Source organism: Hyalangium sp., from assembly GCF_035629615.1.
Lineage (GTDB): Bacteria > Myxococcota > Myxococcia > Myxococcales > Myxococcaceae > Hyalangium.
In genome coordinates this window covers 36,873-55,189 of the sequence record NZ_DASPHO010000799.1, presented here as the reverse complement: position 1 = coordinate 55,189, position 18,317 = coordinate 36,873, and the positions used below count along the sequence as shown (strand labels likewise).

17 protein-coding genes are annotated in these 18,317 nt (G+C 67.5%); 7 read left to right on the top strand and 10 right to left on the bottom strand.

Features of this window, described 5'->3' with window-relative positions:
- The 4 genes from glgB to VD972_RS40170 all read right to left on the bottom strand — a co-directional run.
- Nucleotides 1-1,543: 1,4-alpha-glucan branching enzyme (gene glgB / locus VD972_RS40185; protein ID WP_324994415.1), on the bottom strand; the 1,543-nt coding region annotated here is incomplete at its 3' end.
- Nucleotides 1,540-2,871, bottom strand: a complete 1,332-nt coding sequence (locus VD972_RS40180; RefSeq protein WP_324994413.1) for a phosphotransferase — start codon at nt 2,869-2,871, stop codon at nt 1,540-1,542. The genes glgB and VD972_RS40180, both read right to left, overlap by 4 nt.
- Nucleotides 2,868-4,523: a maltose alpha-D-glucosyltransferase gene (gene treS, locus VD972_RS40175; protein WP_324994411.1), complete on the bottom strand. Its 1,656-nt coding sequence runs from the start codon at nt 4,521-4,523 to the stop codon at nt 2,868-2,870. The genes VD972_RS40180 and treS overlap by 4 nt, the downstream gene beginning before the upstream one ends.
- A gap of 14 nt (nt 4,524-4,537) precedes the next feature.
- Complete coding sequence (locus VD972_RS40170; RefSeq protein ID WP_324994409.1) at nt 4,538-6,532, bottom strand: alpha-1,4-glucan--maltose-1-phosphate maltosyltransferase; 1,995 nt, start codon at nt 6,530-6,532, stop codon at nt 4,538-4,540.
- 206 nt (nt 6,533-6,738) lie between these two features.
- Here VD972_RS40170 and VD972_RS40165 point away from each other — a divergent pair, with 206 nt between their 5' ends.
- From VD972_RS40165 to VD972_RS40150, 4 genes are all read left to right on the top strand, one after another.
- A complete protein-coding gene (locus tag VD972_RS40165) occupies nt 6,739-7,326 on the top strand; it encodes a sigma-70 family RNA polymerase sigma factor (RefSeq protein WP_324994407.1) in 588 nt (195 codons plus the stop codon).
- Between the two features lie 201 nt (nt 7,327-7,527).
- The gene (locus tag VD972_RS40160) at nt 7,528-7,803 is read left to right on the top strand and encodes a hypothetical protein (RefSeq protein WP_324994405.1); all 276 of its coding nucleotides are present in this window, start codon (nt 7,528-7,530) and stop codon (nt 7,801-7,803) included.
- Nucleotides 7,800-8,309, top strand: coding sequence for a hypothetical protein (locus tag VD972_RS40155; RefSeq protein ID WP_324994403.1), 510 nt, complete (start codon nt 7,800-7,802; stop codon nt 8,307-8,309). Before VD972_RS40160 ends, VD972_RS40155 begins: the two co-directional genes overlap by 4 nt.
- 62 nt (nt 8,310-8,371) lie before the next feature.
- Nucleotides 8,372-8,914 carry a hypothetical protein gene (locus VD972_RS40150; protein WP_324994401.1) on the top strand — a complete coding sequence of 181 codons (543 nt, stop codon included), beginning with the start codon at nt 8,372-8,374 and terminating at the stop codon, nt 8,912-8,914.
- A gap of 115 nt (nt 8,915-9,029) precedes the next feature.
- Here VD972_RS40150 and VD972_RS40145 read toward each other — a convergent pair whose 3' ends face one another.
- Nucleotides 9,030-10,187, bottom strand: a complete 1,158-nt coding sequence (locus tag VD972_RS40145; protein ID WP_324994399.1) for a pyridoxal phosphate-dependent aminotransferase — start codon at nt 10,185-10,187, stop codon at nt 9,030-9,032.
- Between the two features lie 180 nt (nt 10,188-10,367).
- Here VD972_RS40145 and VD972_RS40140 point away from each other — a divergent pair, with 180 nt between their 5' ends.
- Nucleotides 10,368-12,203 carry a vWA domain-containing protein gene (locus tag VD972_RS40140; RefSeq protein ID WP_324994397.1) on the top strand — a complete coding sequence of 612 codons (1,836 nt, stop codon included), beginning with the start codon at nt 10,368-10,370 and terminating at the stop codon, nt 12,201-12,203.
- Between the two features lie 52 nt (nt 12,204-12,255).
- Here VD972_RS40140 and VD972_RS40135 read toward each other — a convergent pair whose 3' ends face one another.
- The 3 genes from VD972_RS40135 to VD972_RS40125 form a co-directional block, all read right to left on the bottom strand.
- Entirely contained in the window at nt 12,256-14,127 is a 1,872-nt protein-coding gene (locus VD972_RS40135; protein WP_324994395.1) for a peptidoglycan-binding domain-containing protein, read from the bottom strand.
- A 13-nt stretch (nt 14,128-14,140) separates the two neighbouring features.
- Nucleotides 14,141-14,494 (bottom strand): hypothetical protein, encoded by a 354-nt coding sequence (locus tag VD972_RS40130; RefSeq protein ID WP_324994394.1) that lies wholly within the window; start codon nt 14,492-14,494, stop codon nt 14,141-14,143.
- A 95-nt stretch (nt 14,495-14,589) separates the two neighbouring features.
- Nucleotides 14,590-14,940 (bottom strand): hypothetical protein, encoded by a 351-nt coding sequence (locus VD972_RS40125; RefSeq protein ID WP_324994391.1) that lies wholly within the window; start codon nt 14,938-14,940, stop codon nt 14,590-14,592.
- Nucleotides 14,941-15,259: 319 nt separating this feature from the next.
- On the opposite strand from VD972_RS40125, the gene VD972_RS40120 reads away from it, so the two are divergent.
- The gene (locus tag VD972_RS40120; protein WP_324994389.1) at nt 15,260-15,859 is read left to right on the top strand and encodes a hypothetical protein; all 600 of its coding nucleotides are present in this window, start codon (nt 15,260-15,262) and stop codon (nt 15,857-15,859) included.
- A gap of 20 nt (nt 15,860-15,879) precedes the next feature.
- Nucleotides 15,880-16,839 (top strand): hypothetical protein, encoded by a 960-nt coding sequence (locus VD972_RS40115; RefSeq protein ID WP_324994388.1) that lies wholly within the window; start codon nt 15,880-15,882, stop codon nt 16,837-16,839.
- A gap of 9 nt (nt 16,840-16,848) precedes the next feature.
- Here the strand turns inward: VD972_RS40115 and VD972_RS40110 are convergent, their stop codons facing one another.
- Nucleotides 16,849-17,199: a hypothetical protein gene (locus VD972_RS40110; protein WP_324994386.1), complete on the bottom strand. Its 351-nt coding sequence runs from the start codon at nt 17,197-17,199 to the stop codon at nt 16,849-16,851.
- An 11-nt stretch (nt 17,200-17,210) separates the two neighbouring features.
- Entirely contained in the window at nt 17,211-18,308 is a 1,098-nt protein-coding gene (locus VD972_RS40105; protein ID WP_324994384.1) for a hypothetical protein, read from the bottom strand.
- Between the last annotated feature and the right edge of the window lie 9 nt (nt 18,309-18,317).

Genomic DNA, 18,317 nt, shown 5'->3' with positions numbered 1-18,317 from the left:
TGCTGTTGTGGTGGTGCTGCCGGTAGATGGGATCCTTCGAGAAGTACAGCAGCGTGTCGTGCATCCACCCCATGTTCCACTTGAAGTGGAAGCCCAGGCCGCCCTCGCTCGCGGGGTGGCTCACCTTGGGCCACGCCGTGGACTCCTCGGCGATCACCACCACGCCCGGGTGCTTGTTGCGGATGACGGTGTTGAGCTCGCGCAGGAAGGCGATGGCCTCCTCGTTCTCGCGGCCGCCCCAGCGGTTGGGCACCCACTCGCCCGCGCGCCGGCTGTAGTCCAGGTAGAGCATGGAGGCCACCGCGTCCACGCGCAGCCCGTCCACGTGGTACTCCTCGATCCAGAAGAGCGCGTTGGCGATGAGGAAGTTGCGCACCTCGTTGCGGCCGAAGTTGAAGACCAGCGTCCCCCAGTCCGGCTGCAGGCCTTGCCGCGGATCCGCGTGCTCATAGAGCGCCGTCCCGTCGAAGCGCGCCAGCGCGTGCGCATCCTTCGGGAAGTGCCCCGGCACCCAGTCGATGATGACGCCGATGCCCTGCGCGTGCAGGTGATCCACCAGGAAGCGGAAGTCGTCCGGGTGCCCGTAGCGCGCGCTGGGCGCGTAGTAGTTGCCCACCTGGTAGCCCCAGGAGGGGCCATACGGGTGCTCCGACACGGGCAGCAGCTCCACGTGCGTGAAGCCCAGCTGCTTGAGGTAGTCGCTCAGCGCGGGGGCCAGCTCCCGGTACGTCATCGGCCGGTCCCCTTCCTCCACCATGCGCCGCCACGAGCCCAGGTGCACCTCGTACACGCTCCAGGGCTTCTGGGCCGGGACGCCCTCATCTCGAGTGGTGCGCCACTTCTCGTCCGTCCACGTGAAGCGGTGGAGATCATGCACCACGGACGCGGTGAGCGGCGGCACCTCCGTGCGGAAGGCGAAGGGATCCGACTTGAGGATGGGGGGGCCGCCGTGGCCGGGCCGGATCTCGAACTTGTAGCGCGTGCCCTCTCCCACCTCGGGGACGAACAGCTCCCAGATGCCCGAGGCGCCCATGCGCCTCATGGCATGCAGGCGGCCGTCCCAGCTGTTGAAGTCCCCCACCACGGAGATGCCGGCCGCCGTGGGCGCCCACACGGCGAAGGACACGCCCGCCACGCCTTGGTGGTGGAGCGGGTGCGCGCCCATGCGCTCCCAGAGCTTCTCGTGCCGGCCCTCGCCCGCGTAGTACAGGTCCAGCTCCCCCAGCGTGGGTGTGAAGCTGTACGGATCCCTCACGGTGAAGATCTTGTTGCCGGGGTACTCCACCTCCAGCAGGTAGCTGAAGACCTGGTCGCGCCCGTTGATCCGGGCCTCGAAGAGGCCGCCCCTGTGGTGCTCCATGGGGATCTTCCCGCCGGAGTCCTGGAGCACCCGGATGGCGGTGGCATCCGGCCGGAAGGCGCGCACCACCACGCCGTCTCCATCCGGGTGGATGCCGAGCACCCGGTGCGGCTCCGGGTGACGCAGCTCGATGATCTGCTGGATCTCCGCGTCGATCTGTTGCCGGTCGGCGGGCTTCTTCACTTCGGCTCCTCCATCCGCAAGAGGGCCTGAACGGGGATGCGGACCCAGTCCGGGCGGTTCTGCAGCTCATAACGCACTTCGTAGAGCAGCTTCTCCAATTCGAATGCGCGCAGCATCACCCAGAACGTCGCCTTGTCCGCCGGGAGGAAGGGCGCGCCCTGGGTCGTCTCCAGGTAGCCCGCGAGGAAGGCATCGCGCGAGGGCTCCATGCGCGGCGCGGGTGGGTTGCCCTCCAGCAGCACCGTGGCCTCCGCGTAGTCGAACGAGCGCAACATCCCCGCCACGTCCCTGAGCGGCGAGTACTTCTCCCGGCGCTGGGTGAAGGTGCGGGACGGCTCGCCCTCGAAGTCGAAGATGAGCCACTGGCCCTCGGCGCGCAGCACCTGCCCCAGGTGCAGATCCCCGTGGATGCGGATCTTCTGCCCGGAGGGCGTCACGTGCGCCAGCCTCCGCGCGTACTCCATCAGCCGCTCGCGATGGTGCTCCAGATCCACGTGCAGCCGCCCTGCGTCCGCCAGCGTCACCCCCAGCTCGCCCATGATGGAGGCGCTCCAGCGCTGCAGATCCTCCTGGAGCACTGGCTCCGGGGAGAAGACCTGATCGCTGGCGTCCGAGGACAGGGCGCGGTGCAGCTCGCCCAGGCGCCTTCCCAGCTCCCGCATCTCCTCCAGGAAGCCCGGCTCCAGCGGCTCGGACTTGCGGAACCGGTCCAGCGTGTACTTCCAGCCGTCCACGGCGTTGGGGACGAAGCGGTGCACCAGCCCCAGCGTGGCGCCGGCGGCCCCCTCCAGGTTCATCGCGCCCAGCAGCGTGGGCGTGGCGCGGAAGGAGGTGCGCGTGGCGAGGAAGCGCCCCACCTCGTACTCCGGGTTCACCCCTGCCTCCAGCTTGCGGATGATCTTGAGGATGACCTTCTCCCCGAAGACGACGGAGGTGTTGCTCTGCTCCACCATGAGCCGGCGCACGGGCGTGGGCTCGGGCAGTGAGAGGTGTCCCTCCGGGGTGTCCAGCCACTCGCCCCGGACGAGGCCAGAGGCGGACGGCAGCTCACGCTGCTCGCGGATGATCTGGAAGAGGGAGCGCAGGCAGTCCACGTCCTCGAGCGCGTCCTGGATGCCCTCCGCCGAGGGCTTGACGGGCAGCAGGTAGCGCTCGGACTTGCCCAGCTCGTACAGCACCTCGACGATGGCCAGGGTGAACGCGCACGGGCCGAAGTCCAGGGTGGCGTGATCCAGCACACCCACGGACTTGATGGGCCAGGCCTTGCCGCTGAACCAGCGCTGCTGCTTCAGGTACTCGGGCAGGTGGGTGAGATCAACGGGCGTCATGAGGGCGTCCTCCCCGGAAGGGGTTTCTCCAGCCGGAACCACAGGAACATGTAGGGACCCATGGAGAACTGGTACGGCAACGACGAGATTCGCGGGAAGGGTGTCTCGCCCAGCAGCTCCACGGGCACGTAGCCCTCCCACTCGCGCAGATCCACCACTGCTGGCTGCGCGAAGCGTGAGAGGTTGCAGATGATGAGGAACGTCTGGCCCTCCCACTCGCGGACAAAGGCCAGCACCCGGCGGTTGTCCGGGTTGACGAAGCGCAGCGTTCCCATGGCGAAGGCCAGGTAGCGCTGGCGCACTTTGATCAACCGCTTCACCCAGTGCAGCAGCGACGTCTTGATGCGCTCCTGGGCCTCCACGTTGATGGCCTGGTAGCCGTACACCGGATCGGTGATCACCGGGGCGTACAGCCGCGCGCTGTCCGCCCGGCTGAACCCCGCGTTGCGGTCGCCCGTCCACTGCATGGGCATGCGCACGCCGTTGCGATCGCCCAGGTAGATGTTGTCCCCCATGCCGATCTCATCGCCGTAGTACATGACGGGCGTGCCAGGCAGGGTGAAGAGCAGGCTGTGCATCAGCTCGATGCGCCGACGGCCGTTGTCCATCAGCGGGGCCAGCCGGCGCCGGATGCCGAGGTTGATCCGCATCCGGGGATCCATGGCGTACTCCCGGTACATGTAGTCGCGGTCCTCGTCCGTCACTATCTCCAGCGTCAGCTCGTCATGGTTGCGCAGGAAGATGGCCCACTGGCAGTTGGCCGGAATCTCTGGCGTCTGCTGGAGGATCTCCTGGATGGGGGTGCGGTCCTCCCTGCGCACGGCCATGAAGAGGCGGGGCATCACCGGAAAGTGGAAGCCCATGTGGAACTCGTCGCCGTCGCCGAAGTAGACGCGCACGTCCGCGGGCCACTGGTTGGCCTCGGCCAGCAGCATCTTGTCCGGGTACTCGGTCTCGATCGTCTTGCGCAGGCGCTTGAGGAAGGCGTGCGTCTCCGGGAGGTTCTCGCAGTTGGTGCCCTCGCGCTCGAAGAGGTAGGGCACGGCGTCGCAGCGGAACCCGTCCACGCCCATGTTCAGCCAGAAGCGCATGACGTCCAGCATGGCCTCTTGGACTTCGGGGTTGTCGTAGTTGAGATCCGGCTGGTGGCTGAAGAAGCGGTGCCAGAAGTACTGCTTGGCCACCGGATCCCACGTCCAGTTGGAGCGCTCGGTGTCCAGGAAGATGATGCGGGTGCCCTTGTACTTGTCGTCCGTGTCGCTCCAGACGTACCAGTTGCGCTTGGGGCTCTTCGGATCGCGGCGGGACTCCTGGAACCAGGGGTGCTGATCGCTGGTGTGGTTCACCACCAGCTCGGTGATGATGCGGATGCCGCGCTGGTGGGCGGCCTCCACCAGCCGCTGGAAGTCCGCCAGCGTTCCGTAGTCCGGGTGGACGGCGTAGAAGTCCGCGATGTCGTAGCCGTCATCCCGCAGCGGAGAGGGGTAGTGGGGCAGCAGCCAGAGGCAGTCCACCCCCAGATCCTGCAGGTACGGCAGCTTCTCGATCAGCCCGGGGATGTCACCGTGGCCGTCCGCGTTCGAGTCATGGAACGCGCGGATGTGGACCTCATAGATGAGGGCCTTCTTGTACCAAAGCGGGTCCTGTTCCATACGCCTCTCGGGTGTCACTCGTAGTAGTCGAACGCCTGCTCGGTGCGGCGGAAGCGGTACACCGCCCAGATCGCTGCGGGCTGCTCGGGGGTGAGGCGGACCTGGGCGTGGGGACCCTGCCAGAGGCGGCGCTCGTCTGTCATCAACTCATGCACCTGGTACGTCTCCTCGGGGAGGATGCCCAGCTCCTCGAGCGGCACGTCCAGGAGGGCCTCCTGGGGCAGGTGCGGATCCAGGCTCACGGCGACGAGCACCTGGCTAGAGCCGTCCTGAGTGCGCTTGCCGTAGAAGAGGATGCGATCGTTGTCCGCGCGGTAGAAGCGCAGGTTGTCGTAGAGCTGGAGCGCGGGGTGCTGCTTGCGGGCGGCGTTGAGCTTGCGGATCCAGTCGCGGATGTGGCCGGGCCGCTCCAGATCCCAGGCTACGAGCTGGTACTTCTCCGAGTCGAGGTACTCCTCCTTGCCGGGCAGGGCGCGGGCCTCGCACAGCTCGTAGCCGGAGTAGATGCCGTAGGAGGAGGAGAGGGTGGCGGCCAGCGCCACGCGGAGGCGGAAGCCTCCCGGGCCGCTGCGCTGGAGCAGCTCGGGGAGGATGTCCGGCGTGTTGGGCCAGAGGTTTCCCCGGAAGTAGTCGGACACGGGTGGGGAGGTGATCTCCGTCAGGTAGTCCTCCAGCTCCTGCTTGAAGATGCGCCAGGTGAAGTAGGTATAGGACTGGGTGAAGCCGATCTTCGCCAGGGCCTTCATCACCTTGGGGCGGGTGAAGGCCTCCGAGAGGAAGACGACGTCCGGGTGGACGTCCTGCACCCGGCGGATGAGCCAGGCCCAGAACTGGATGGGCTTGGTGTGCGGGTTGTCCACGCGGAACATGCGCACGCCCTGTTTCACCCAGTGGAGCACCACCGACTCGAGCTCCGGCCACAGCGTGGCCCGGCCGGGCCCCATCCAGTCAAAGTTGACGATGTCCTCGTAGCGCTTGGGAGGGTTCTCCGCCGTCTTGATGGTGCCGTCCGGCCGGTGGAGGAACCACTCGGGGTGCTCCTGCACATAGGGGTGGTCCGGCGAGACCTGGAAGGCGAGATCGATCGAGACCTCGATGCCGTGCAGCTCCGAGGCCTTGAGGAAGCGGCGAAAGTCCTCGGGCGTGCCGAGCTGAGGGTGGATCGCCTTGTGGCCGCCCTCGGCGCCACCGATGGCCCAGGGACTGCCCACGTCCTCGGGCTCGGCCTTGAGGCTGTTGTTCTTGCCCTTGCGCGCGGTGAGGCCAATGGGGTGGATGGGCGGCAGGTAGATGACGTCGAACCCCAGGGACTGGATGTAGGGGAGCCAGGCCTCGGCGTCCTTGAAGGTGCCGTGGGTGCGGCCGTCACGCACAGCCGAGCGCGGGAAGAACTCGTACCAGGCACCGGTGCGCGCGCGCTCGCGCTCCGCGAAGACCTCCAGCACCCGATCGTACTGGGTGGCCAGCGAGCGATCCGCGTACTTGCCGGCGAGCCGCGCCAGCTCGGGCGCCAACGCGACGGAGATGAGCTCGGGGGAGGGAGGCTGCTTCAGCTTGCGGGCGGCCTCGGCGAGCACCTGGGCGTCCTCTTCATTGAAGGGGCGGGAGCGCTCGGCGGTGCTCTCCATGAGGGCGGCCCCCTCGAGAAGCTCGCTGCGCACCTCGCGGCCCGCATCCACCTTGCGCTTGAGCTCGGAGGCCCAGGTGGCGAAGAGGTCCGGCCAGGCCTCGATGGTGTACTGGTAGCGGCCGTTGCGGGCGAGGGGGAACTCGGCGACCCAGAGATCGTTGCCGAGCGCCTTCATGGGCACCTCGGCCCAGGGGGTCTCCTGGCCCGCGGGGCTGAACTGGCGCCATCGGACGATGGCGACGAGGACGTCATGGCCCTCTTTGAAGAGATCGGCCTCGACGGTAAAGGTGTCGCCGGCGACGCGCTTGACGGCGAAGCGGCCACCCTCCAGCTCGGGGCGAACGCTCTCGATGACCACACTTCCGATTCTTGAGCTCATAAGGACAGCCGGCCCTTATAGGGGCAGGGAGGGGAAGTTCCGGGCACCATGACGCGGGGACGTTGATGCCGGACGGCTCCGTGCATGGAGGCGTTGGAGAGTGAACGTTCTGGCGGGGCCGGAGGACGGCGCTTGGGTTGGGATCGGGCGCGGGCATCGGTGCTAAAAGGTGGGGCCCTAACCGTGGATGCGGTATCCGGGAGCCCGTGGTGCCTTCTGATCCCCCCGCTACGCGAGCGAGCGATCCAGCGGCCGACCGGGCCCTCTTGCAGCAGGTGGCCTTGGGGAGCAGCGAGGCGATACGTGTGCTCTACGCGCGCTGCGCGCGGCGGGCGTGGGCGGTGGCGCTGCGGATCCTGGGCTCTCGGGCGGACGCCGAGGAGGTGCTGCAGGAGACGTTCCTGGAAGTATGGCGCCGCGCCCGGGAGTACGATCCGAGCCGGGGTGGGGTGGAGACGTGGGTGACGACGATCGCGCGGACGCGGTCGATCGATCGGAAGCGGGCGCTGGGCACGGTGGCGCGGATTGCCGAGGACGCGGCGCACCAGCCTCCGCCCATCAGCTCCGCGCCGGTGGATCCCTCGGAGGCCGCGGCGCTGGGGCAGGAGCAGGCCCGGGTTGCCACCGCGCTGCGCGAGCTGCCGCCCGAGCAGCGCACGGTGGTGGAGCTGGCCTACTTCGAGGGCCTGTCCCAGCGGGAGATCGCCGAGCGCACCGGGGATCCGCTGGGCACGGTGAAGACGCGGGCCCGGCTCGCGCTGGAGAAGCTCGCGAGCTTGCTGGGACGAGGGTAAGTCCAGGAGACGCGGGAGCTCAAAGCACGGGCCCGCGCTCTGGGGCACGCAGGTCGCGGGCCCCTCGTCTCGGCAGTGAGGCGTGCTCTGGCCAAACGGCTCAGGGCCGTCGAGTGCCGGCGCGCGACCGGGCTGGTTGACACTGTCAATCAAGAGAGGCCGGGTTCATACTCGCTCCTCAGCACAATGAAGACCGCCGTCATGAAGATCTCCGTCAGACCGGGAGGGGGATACCTCGCCCCTCTGGAGTGGGATCGCCTGGTGGAACTGTTCCAGAAGAACCCCGACTCGAAAGATCGCCACACCACGATCGGCGGGTTCCTCTACACCGCACTGTTCACGGGGAAGACGGGTGAGCAGTGGGAGGCGATGGCGTGTGATCCCGTCAACGATGCCCAGATCCGGCTTCGGTTCGAGGCGAGGGCGCTCTGGTCGGAGGTGTCGGCGAATCCGTCCTCGAACGGTTCTGCTCCATGAAGGAGGAGAGTCCATGCCGTTGGCACGTGGCTGTACTGCTCTTCGTGGTTTTGCAGATGGGGTGTGCTCGTGGCCTCAACACCGTTACCGGGCGAATCACCCCAGCTCACTATCGCTTCAAGACGGTCGTTGAGCTCTCGAAGCGCAACAAGCTTCGGCCAGATGGTTGGCGGGCCGTCTGCATCAACGCTCGCATCACCGAAGGCGACTCTGGAGCTACCGACGTCTGCAAGTTCGAGGTCGGGTTGCCGCTGCGCAACGAAGATCTGGGAGACATCCCGCCGGAGGTGGCTCAACGAAGTGCGGCGATCACAGCCAATCGCGCTGCACACCTCGTTCTGGCTGAAGCCAGGCCAGGTGAAATGATCGCTGTGCTGTGTCTCCAGTTCAAGGATCGCTACGAGCAACTGCTCAAGGAGGAGATTGCCGGCGCACGAGTGTCCCAGTGCGAGACTGAAGGTATCGAGACGGTGTACTTCGACATTCCAGGTGGCCTGACGCCATGAGCGACTTCACGAGAAAAGCGCTCATTGGCATCGCTCGGCGGTTCTACCCATCGGGGTTTCCCGTGGAGGAGGACGACTACAGCCAGCCGCTTCTTGCTCATCAGCGCACGCCAGAGCATGAGCGGTGGCGGTCAGCCTGGAAGAAGGCACTGGCGTGGGAGCAGTGGGATCAGGTGCTTGCCGCAGTGGAGTCTGCGTTCCCCGAGAATGGAGTCAGGGATGCAACCCAACCATGGCACTCCGCATGCCGTCGCTGTTGCCTCTACGTCAAGGAAGCTCTTCCGGCGGGTGGACAGACCGTCATCCGGATTGTTGCCGCCGCCAGTGTGTTGGCTCCTCTCTATGTGACGTACGTCACGACACGGACTCTCAAACCTGGTGCACGAGCGTCTTCCCCCCAGCTCACCTTCGAGCCCCCCCAGGAAGCCAAGCCGCAGGTGGATGCACTGACACGGGTGATCGAGCGGGAACTGGGCTACCGGCCGTTTCCGTTGGAGCTCGCGGAGGTCACTCTGCCCGACGTGCGAGTGGGCTATCGCAACAGCTTGGCTCCGCCCACACTCCTGGATGCACTCTTCTCGGACGATCTAGCGAATCTGCCCTGAGGGACAGAACCCAAGCTGGAGTCCATACGCAGAGCGCACAGCCACGCTGGCCGAGCTCACCGGCTGGGAGCTGGCCACCGTCCACGGGAAGAGGAGCCGAAGGGGCTGTCCCCGATCAGGGGAGCAGGGAGGTGCGGCGCAGGCGCTCGCGCAGGAGCTTGAGCCGCTCCTGAGGCTCGTAGCTGAACACGAGGCGGATGTAGCGCTCGGCCACCGACGAGCCCCAGTTCGTCATTGGCGTGGCCGCCACCTTCGCCTGCGACATGAGGATCGAGGCCGCGTCCGTGGCGCTGTAGCCCAGCGCGTGCGCATCCAGCAGCATGCTCCAGCCGCCCTCGGGGATGACGATGGGCAGGCCCTCCAGCTGCTCGAGCACCAGATCGCGCCGCTTCTTCCACTCGACCAGCGCCGCCGACACGCCTCCGTCCTCGGCACGCAGCGCCACCTCGGCGCCCTTCTGCGCAATGCCCGGTGGCGCAATCACCAGGTAGCTGTGCGTGTAGAACACGTCCGCCATCACCTTCGGCGGGCCGGCGATCCAGCCGATGCGCCAGCCGATCATCCGGTACTCCTTGGAGATCGAGCCGACGATGAGGGTGCGCTCCGGCATGCCCGTCAGCGTGGCCGGGTGGCGCAGCGTCAGCCCGTCATAGAGGACGTGCTCCAGCGCGGCGTCGTAGAGCAGCCACAGGTTGCGCGTCACGCACAGCTCGCGGATGGCCATCCACTCGGCCTCGGAGAGCACGTGCCCCGCGGGCATGTTCGGGTTGGAGAGCACCATCGCGCGCGTGCGGCTGGTGACCATGGCCCGCAGCATGTCCAGGTCCAACCGCCACCGGCGATCCACCACCTTCATGGGCACGAACATGGGCACGCCGCCCGCGAACGTGACGCGGTGGATCATTCCCGCGTACGTCGGATCCGTGAGCAGCACCTCGTCGCCGGGCTCGATGATGGCCAGCAGCGCCGAGATCAGCCCCTGCGTGCCGCCCGCCGTGATCACGATCTGCCGATCCGGATCGTACGAGAGGTTGCACTGCTTCTTCAGCCGCTGCGCCACCGCCTGGCGCAGGCTCGAGGCCCCCGTGAAGGGCGTGTAGCTGTTGGCCTCGTTGGTTCCTACTGCCTCGCGCGTGGCCGCTACGGCTTCCGGCGGTGGCGCCAGATCCGTACCGAAATTGTCCAGGCGGAGGACCTCTGGATCCATGGTGGCGTCAGACACCACCCGGTCGACGTTGAACCCCACCACGCGCATCATTCGGGACGGACGCATCTCTCCTCCGGTGCGGCGGGGACTATAGCCTCAGCAGGTAGGAGGAGTGGATCAGTGTTGAGATCCCTCCTGAACCCTTGAGTGCTTAGATTGGCCTACATCAGCCTCCATGTGAACCAAAAGTGACGCTGTGGGTAGGGGCCAGTACGCTCTGGGTGCGAACAACTGGAGGCATTTCCCATGAAAGCCGTTTACACACTGAGTCGACCGGTGCTCCCCGCAGGGACTTCGTCCAAGGTCGACCTGCTGGTGGCCTTCCGGCCCGACACCGCCCAGGGGCCCGCACGGCGCGGGCTCAACCTGAGCCTGGTGATCGATCGGTCGGGCTCCATGGCGGGTGCGCCGCTGAAGCACGCGCTGCAGGCCTCCCGCAACCTGATCGAGCGCATGGGGCCGGAGGACTGGATCTCGATCGTGGCGTACGACGACTCGCCCATGACGGTGGTGGCGCCGCAGCGCGTGCAGGATCGCGCGGCGATCGAGAAGGCGCTCTCGAAGGTGGGTGTCGCGGGCTGTACGAACCTGACGGGGGGCTGGCAGCAGGGTGTGAACCACGTGAAGGGCCAGCTGGCCCAGGAGCGCATCAACCGCGTCCTGCTGCTGACGGACGGACAGGCCAACGTGGGCGTCACCCGGCCGGAAGAGATCCTCTCGAAGGTGAAGGAGGCGACGGGCGCTGGGATCTCCACCACCACGCTGGGGTTTGGCTCGAACTTCAATGAGGATCTGCTGATCGGCATGGCCGGCGCGGGGGAGGGGCACTTCTATTTCATCCAGTCGCCGGATGACGCCGAGGGCGTGTTCGGCATCGAGATGGAGGGCCTGTCCTCGGTGGCCGGGCAGAACCTGGTGGTGACCATCCAGCCTGCGCCCACGGTGAAGGTGGCCAGCGTGCTCAACCGCTACCGCTTCGAGGCGCGCGGCCAGCAGGTGGAGGTGGGGCTGGGGGATGTGTACACCACCGAGGATCGGCAGCTCGCGGTGGAGCTGTCCGTGGAGGCGGGAGCGGCGATGGGCAGCGTCCCGCTGCTGACGCTGGCCTACAAGTACCAGGCGCTGGTGGACGGTGCGCTGAAGGAGTTCACCGGAGAGCTGCCGGTAACGGTGACGGTGGGCTCGGAGGAGGAGGCCAGCGCCCTGTCGGCGGACAAGAACGTGTTGGCGCAGACGAACCGGCTGCGCATCGCCCAGGTGAAGGACCGGGCCGTCACGCTGGCGGACAGTGGAGATCTCAAGGGGGCCTCGCAGCAGCTGCGCGGCACGATCGCGGAGCTGTCCGCGAACATCGACAAGAGCTCCTTCGAGCTGGTGGAGGAGGTGGAGCAGCTCGAGCACTACGCGAAGCGGCTGGAGTCGAAGAAGTACGACTCGGTGATCCGCAAGGAGCTGCGCGATCAGTCGTACCAGGCGGGCACGCGCAACCGGAATGATCTGGCGCTGCGCGGGACGGCGGGTGGCTCCGCGGACGAGCTGGAGGCAGTGTCCAGCGCCGAGGGGGGCGTCGTCGTGAAGTGCGAGCGCGAGGGCGGCAAGCTGCGCGTGCGCGCGGCCTCCGAGGGGTATGACGCCTCGTTCAACATCCAGTTTCCGCGCAGCGCGCGCGAGGAGGGGGTGACGTACCTGGTGGAGAAGCTGGTGCCCTCGGCGGACGGGAGCTTCTACCGGGCGCAGGGCACCATCAAGCGGCTGGTGCTGCCCGGGCAGGAGCGTGCGGCCCGGTCAGGGAGTGGGGGAGGAGCTCCGAAGAAGACGGGCAAGGCGTCGAAGGTGACGGGCTCGGCGAAGGATCTGCCCACCACCAACGCCGTGGGCAACGGTGTCCTCGTTCAGTGCGTGAAGGAGGGGAGCAAGCTGCGCGCCCGGGTCGTCTCCGACGGATTCGATCCGAACCTCAACATGCGCTTCCCGAGGGACATCCGCGAGGAGGGCATCCTCTACGTGGTGGACGAGGTGATCGAGATGTCCGGCGGCGGCTCGTACATCGCCTGCGGTGACATCAAGCGGCTGGTGCAGTAACGGTCATGGCTCAGACTGAGGGAAGCGGCCAGCCACTTCCCTCAGCGCCGCGTCACAGCCCCAGGCGTGACCGCAGCCACTTCCTCACCACCCATGCTGCCAGTCCCCCCAGGATCGGCAGGCCCAGGATCACTCCTACGAGCTGTAGCCACTCCGCCGAGCTCGTAGGACGGGACAGGGCTCCTACCTGCCAGGCCACCAGCCCCGTGCCGGAGACCACCAGCACCCCGGCCGCCAGGATGACCAGCCGACGGAGCCAGTTGCGCTGAGGCGGTGGCTCGAGCGCGGCTTCTGTCTGGAACTGCAGCGTGGCTGTGGGATCAGGGTGATCCGGCAGCTCCGCCACCTGCGCGAGGTAGCTCTGCCAGCGCGGTGCATCCTTCACCAGATGGGAGAGCAGGGCCATCCAGCCGATGGGCCCCTTCAAGAGCTTCAGCTCCGCGCGCAGGATCTCCGCGAAGATCAGCGAGCTGGCGCTGAGGCACTGGGACATCTGCTCCAACCGCGCAGCCAGCGTGTCGGCCGCCGACGGAGAGGCCTGGCTCCCGATGAACACCCCCAGGCTGCCATTCAGTGCGATCTGGCACTCCACTCGGCCCAGGCCCTGACCCACTCGGATGCTTCCGTCCAGGAAGGGCTGCACACCGTGGATGAGCGCTGCCACGGCCCTTCGGACCGTGGAGAAGATCTTCGACCCTTGCTGGAACACGTACCGGACCATGTTCCACACGAACGCCTTCGCGTACTCCACCCCCTTGCTCACGACCTCAGCCAGGGAGGAGAGCCCCGCGATCTGCTTCTGCAGCCACCGCGCGCCGCGCTTCACCCCATCCCAGATGAAGAACACGGGGCGGCAGGGAATGGTGTGCTCCCAGGCCTGGCGGAACTCCTCCAGGTGGCTGGCCACGAAGCTGGACACGTGCTCGTGTGCCTTCGCGTCGTCTCCAGTGAGAGCCCCCTGGTCCTGTTGCAATGCCGCGAACAGCGTGACGTCGATCAGCTTCGAGCGGCGCTCGATCGTCTCTCCGGGCGGCAGCGCCCGGTGGCTCCAATAGACCCGAAGTCCATCGGCCAGCCCCTTCTGTCCTGGAGCCACCTGCGTGGAGACGCGCAGATCCCCGACCTCATACCCCTGCAACCACAGCTCGTTGCGCACCATCCGCCGCAGCATCCGCGATGTTGCGTCGGCCTCCGGGGTCTCGAGGTCCTGCGGCCCGAGGACAGTCTGTCCCTCGAGTCCTCTCGCGGCGATCGAGAGGAGGAGCTCGTCATCGAAGAGCAGCGCCACCACCTGCCGCTCCGGAACCTCGGCCCCCGCAGGTAACCCCAGCTCGCGGGCAGCCCGCCGGAAGGCGGCCAGTGGCTCCGCGAGCAGCTCCTCCCGATCGGTAGGAGTTGCCTCGAAGCCCAGCATCCTCAGTCGCAGGGCCGTGGCTCGAACCAGGGCAGGGCAGGGACTCCCTCCGCTCGGGTACCAGCGCTCGAGCTGGAGGGGCGGCTCCAAGGTGATGAACTCATCGAGCGCCTCCCACGTCTGCCGCCCCACCCAGCCATCCACATCGATCTGCGCATCCTGCTGGAACTGGCGCACGGCCTGACGCAGGGTGCTGCTGTCGCCTTCTGCTCCAGGGGCGTAGCCCAGCAGCTCGAGCCGGGCCCGGACTGCCGACTTTCGGAGGTTGTGCTCCTTGTTGCCGGGCCGCACTTCCTCTCCCCAGCTCGTGTCGCCCGCAGGCAGCGGCGCCAGCTCGAGCTGCCGCTCTGCCCGGGTCAGCCGCTCCAGCAACCCCTGGAGCCTACGGTACGGATCGACCAGAATCTCGTCCGGCCTCGCAGGCGCCTGGAGGTGGAGTGGCTGCGTTCCTCGACGGTGGATCTCCCGCCGGATCTCGTCGAGGACGGCGTCCCAGATCGGCGCGTTCACGGAGCGGGAGCCTTTACTTCACCGCGTTCTTGAGGCCATCCATGAAGAACTGGATCAGGGACTGCCGGGCCAGGCGGCTGTTGTTCACCGACTTCTCATGGATCTCCAGCAGCGCATCCAGCCGGTCCAGCTTCTCGGAGGTCTGGAAGTTGTAGGTGTCCCCGTCGAACAGGACCTTGGTGGCAGCCACCAGCTTCAGGGCGCCGTCATTGGCCTTGGACTTCGTGAAGAGCTGGTCCCAGTCGATGCCGCCCCCGTCCTTTGTCAGCACCGAGTTGACATCGCCCGTGTAGGTGAACACCTGCAGCGAGCTGAGGTTCGCCGTCGCGTTGGCCAGTCCCTGCAGCGCTTCCTTGAAAGTCGCCATGGTGCCTCCTCTTGAGAGAGGCATCGAGTATGTCAGCTGCATCTGACAGGCGGCAATGGACCCAGGCCGCGCCGCTCGGAGCTCCCTGCGCTGCTTCAGTAGATCTCCACCTGATCCGCGACCTTCTCTCCCTCGCGCTCGTCGTAGCGGGTGCGGACCTGTTTGCCCTCTTGGAGCTCCAGCCGCTCCACGGGCTGGCCTCTGCGGACGAAGTCCGTCTCATCGTCGATCTCGAACGGCTGCTCATCTCCGTTCTGGTCGCGGACGATGAACTGCGTCCGGCTCACTGCAGTCACCGTCCCGCGGAACTCGGCGATGTCATCGCCGCCGAGCACACCCTCGCTCGCCAGGGGCGCGTCCTTCGCCACCACCGGCGCTTCCGCCCGCTCACAGCCGCCGAGCCCCAACCCCATCAGTGCCACCACACTCCACACCCAACGCCGCATGATCTCCCTCCTTGGCTCCAGGGCTCCCACCCGTTGTGAACGAACTCCCACCTGTGAAGGTTGGAACCCGGACAGCCCGTCACAACCAGGCTCATGTCAGTGGCTCGCGCTCTTGCCTGCTTGCCTGCTGCAGGGAGCGTGTGTGCGTAAACCTGCGAGATGCCAGGGCAACAGTCGACCCGGAGTCGATTGAGCGCGGGCCGGGACGGGCCTACGCTGTCAGACCATGCTCACCGTCGTGTTCCTCTCTCTTCTCCTGGGTTCGGCGCCGAATGACGGCTCGCCTGCCTCCTCCTCTTCATCCTTTGAAGCCCCTCCCGTGGCGGACGAGTCCCCCACCGCCTGGTCCTGCACCGCGGACACCCTGCGCTCGGGCAAGGAATGCGTCTTCGAGGCCGAGCTGACGCCTTCCGCGGCCAACAAGGACCAGGCTGCCAGCAACGTCCGCACCATCCAGGGGATGGGCCGGACCTTGTGTGCGGAGGCGGCGCGGGCTCGCTCCGAGAACGGCAAGGCGGACCGCAACCTCGCCTCCTCGTGCGAGAAGAAGTACGTCTCCGCCGCGGAGGTGTGCGATCTGGAGGGCACCGTCCCCATCGTCGACGCCAAAGGGCGCTTCGCCCCGGCCGCGCGCGCCTGCTACCGCGCGATCTCGGGCGTGCTGCAGGAGACCCAGCTGATGGCCACCGTGGCTGCCCCCTGCTGCCAGTGTGCCGCCCAGCGAGGCTGCCCGGGCGTGGGGGATCGCTGCTACGCGGAGCTCACCCAGCAGCAGGCCGGCGTCTCCACGCTCGCATGCATGCGCGATCGCTGCAGCGATGCCTGCTCCCTGGTGCCGTCGGCGGCTGGCCAGGGCAAGTCCGCTACTCCCTCCCTCAAGCCCGAGCCTCGGCCGAACCGGGGCTCCGCGTCCCTGTAGTGCACGGGAAGAGGACTCCCATGAAAAGAGCTACCTTGGTTGCTTCGTTGAAGCCGGCCTCGCGCCACGCGTGGGCCCTGATCTGCGCGCTCGCCATGACGGGGTGCGCGACCTCTCGCGCCGTGGAGGAGGATCCACGGGACAAGCCCTCCTCGTCGGGACCGAGGGTGACGGAGCTGCCTCCCGATCCCTTCAATCCCCAGACGTTCGCCGCTCAGTACTCGAACCCCTCCGAGTGTGAGCGACAGGCGCGGCGCTTCCTTCCCATCTCCCGCGATGATGCCTGGGCCGCGCTGAAGGCCTGCATCGACGGCACGCCCTTCACCTCGCTCCAGGCGCTGATGAGCCGCGCGTGGAGCAACGAGCTTCGCTCTCGTGCTGGAGCCGCGGCGCTGATCGCCAAGGTGGTGGCCCAGCGGGGAGGCAGCGTGGAGGGAGATCTCCGCCTGCTGAATGAGCAGCGGCTTCCGATCTTCTCCCTCGCCGCCGCCGTCGCCCAGCCGGACACGTACAAGGGGCGCTTCATCCTCGTCCGTGCCCAGGTGGGGGACTCGCGGGCCGAGGGTGAGAAGCCCACCGTGTGGCTCGTCGAGCAGGGCCTGGGCTCTGTCGCCAGCGAGCAGCAGGTGGGCGTGGCCGTCCGCAGGGACTCTGCCTCCACCACGTCGGGCAACCTGGGCGGTGAGACGACGCTCGGCAGCGGTACGGTCGGAGGTTCACTCTCGCAAGCAGACACGGATCGCAAGAGCCGCACCGTCCTTCGCTATGACAACATCTCCAGTGACACGGGGCGGGAGGCGCTCGGGCGGCTGGCGAAGCCGGATCCGTTCCTCGCGCCTGGCCGGGACTTCGTCATCCTCGCGCGGTTCGATGGCATGCGGACCACGTCCGGCTCCCTGGATGCGGACGACGAGGGCCCACGCATCCCCGTGCTGAGCATCGTCAGCTACTTCATCCCGCACCCGCTCGTCGTCTACTGAGCCTTCGAGTCAGGGGAAGCGCGCGACGAAGCCTGAGAGCAGCGCACCGCCCTCGCGGAGGGCTTCACGAGGGGGCTTTGGCGTGCTCGCGGGCAGCCGCGACAACAGCTCCACCAGGGCCGGCCGCATCTCCTCGAATGCGGCCGAGGCCTCCGCCGCGCTGCCGAAGAAGCGGGTGTGGACGAGCCACCCGGCGACGCCACAGGTGATCGCGTAGAAGGAGCGGCTCTCGTCCTGCTCCATCGTGAGCCGCACCTGCTCCGTGTACTCCTCGTCCCAGGTGATCGTCCCGCCTTCGGAGCCCTGCATGCCCAGGGTGCTCCCCCCCTGGTAGGGCTGCCACGATCTGTCTTCACTCATAGGAGCGCTGATCAATACCCCATCTGCGTCTGCCGGGGACGGCCCGCCTTGTCCGGGACGAACGCGGTGCGCTCGGCATCTCCGGTGACGGTGGCCGCCACGGAGAGCCGCCCTTCGCCCACGGTGAGGTGCTGAGAGCTCGGCTTCGCGGACGTCTCGTGCCAGGCGTGCAGCACGTACTCGCCCGGGGGAACGCCGCGCAGCTCGAACCGCCCCCGCCCGTCCGCCTGTGCGTACCAGGGCGAGTCCACCACGTAGACGAACGCGGACATGGAAGCGTGGATGTTGCAGAGCAGGCGCACCGGGCCGGGATTCGTGAAGACCTTGTTGCGCGCCACGCCCTCCTTATAGAGCCCCAGATCGAAGTCGTTGGGCCGGCTGAGCGAGAAGACGTTGTGGAACATCTTGTCCTCGTTCACGAAGGACACCTCCGTGCCCGTTGGTACCAGCAGCACGTGCGGCAGGAACCGCTTGCCCCGCTGGACCACGATCTGGCGCGGCGCGGGCTTCGGCTTCGGAGTGGGGCCCTGCGCGCGTGTCAGCCACACCACCGCGCCTGCCGCCCCGGACGGCCCGCCCTGCACCGTGCCCTCGAGGGTTCCCGTGGCGCTCACCCGAGGGCGGCGCACCTCCACGCGGGGGGAGCTCGCCGGAGCCTTCCGGGGGGACACGTTTTCCTGGAACGCCGCGGGCTCGGGCTTCAGCTCCGGCTTCGGCGTCGGGAGCAATGTGTAGCCCTGGGGCGGGGGAGGCATGGGCAGGTCCAGCGCCGCCTTGCCTCCGGCCTTCTGGCGGGCCTCGGCTGCCAGCGGCTTCACCACCGCCTCCAGCTCCAGCGGCAACCCGGGCACCCGCAGGAGCTCCTCCCAGCGAGAGGCTGCGGTGTCCATGTCCCCCCGGTCGTATGCGAGCCGGCCGCTCGAGAGGAGGTTGAAGATCAGGTACTGGCGCTCCGCCGCGGCCTTGAAGGCCAGATCTTCCGGCTCGCGGACGACGAGGGGCAGTGGCATCTCCTGGCCCGGCCAGTCCGAGGACGGAGCCGATCCGGCAGGCAGGGCGATCAGGACCGCAACGAGGAGCGCCAGGGCGGTGCGCAGAGATGAGAGCATGAGGAGCAT

Excerpts from the sequence above, each read along its gene's own strand:
- VD972_RS40180 (WP_324994413.1), bottom strand. The coding sequence starts at position 2,871 with ATGACGCCCGTTGATCTCACCCACCTGCCCGAGTACCTGAAGCAGCAG.
- treS (WP_324994411.1), bottom strand. The coding sequence starts at position 4,523 with ATGGAACAGGACCCGCTTTGGTACAAGAAGGCCCTCATCTATGAGGTC.
- VD972_RS40170 (WP_324994409.1), bottom strand. The coding sequence starts at position 6,532 with ATGAGCTCAAGAATCGGAAGTGTGGTCATCGAGAGCGTTCGCCCCGAG.
- VD972_RS40160 (WP_324994405.1), top strand. The coding sequence starts at position 7,528 with ATGAAGATCTCCGTCAGACCGGGAGGGGGATACCTCGCCCCTCTGGAG.
- VD972_RS40155 (WP_324994403.1), top strand. The coding sequence starts at position 7,800 with ATGAAGGAGGAGAGTCCATGCCGTTGGCACGTGGCTGTACTGCTCTTC.
- VD972_RS40145 (WP_324994399.1), bottom strand. The coding sequence starts at position 10,187 with ATGCGTCCGTCCCGAATGATGCGCGTGGTGGGGTTCAACGTCGACCGG.
- VD972_RS40140 (WP_324994397.1), top strand. The coding sequence starts at position 10,368 with ATGAAAGCCGTTTACACACTGAGTCGACCGGTGCTCCCCGCAGGGACT.
- VD972_RS40130 (WP_324994394.1), bottom strand. The coding sequence starts at position 14,494 with ATGGCGACTTTCAAGGAAGCGCTGCAGGGACTGGCCAACGCGACGGCG.
- VD972_RS40125 (WP_324994391.1), bottom strand. The coding sequence starts at position 14,940 with ATGCGGCGTTGGGTGTGGAGTGTGGTGGCACTGATGGGGTTGGGGCTC.
- VD972_RS40115 (WP_324994388.1), top strand. The coding sequence starts at position 15,880 with ATGAAAAGAGCTACCTTGGTTGCTTCGTTGAAGCCGGCCTCGCGCCAC.
- VD972_RS40110 (WP_324994386.1), bottom strand. The coding sequence starts at position 17,199 with ATGAGTGAAGACAGATCGTGGCAGCCCTACCAGGGGGGGAGCACCCTG.
- VD972_RS40105 (WP_324994384.1), bottom strand. The coding sequence starts at position 18,308 with ATGCTCTCATCTCTGCGCACCGCCCTGGCGCTCCTCGTTGCGGTCCTG.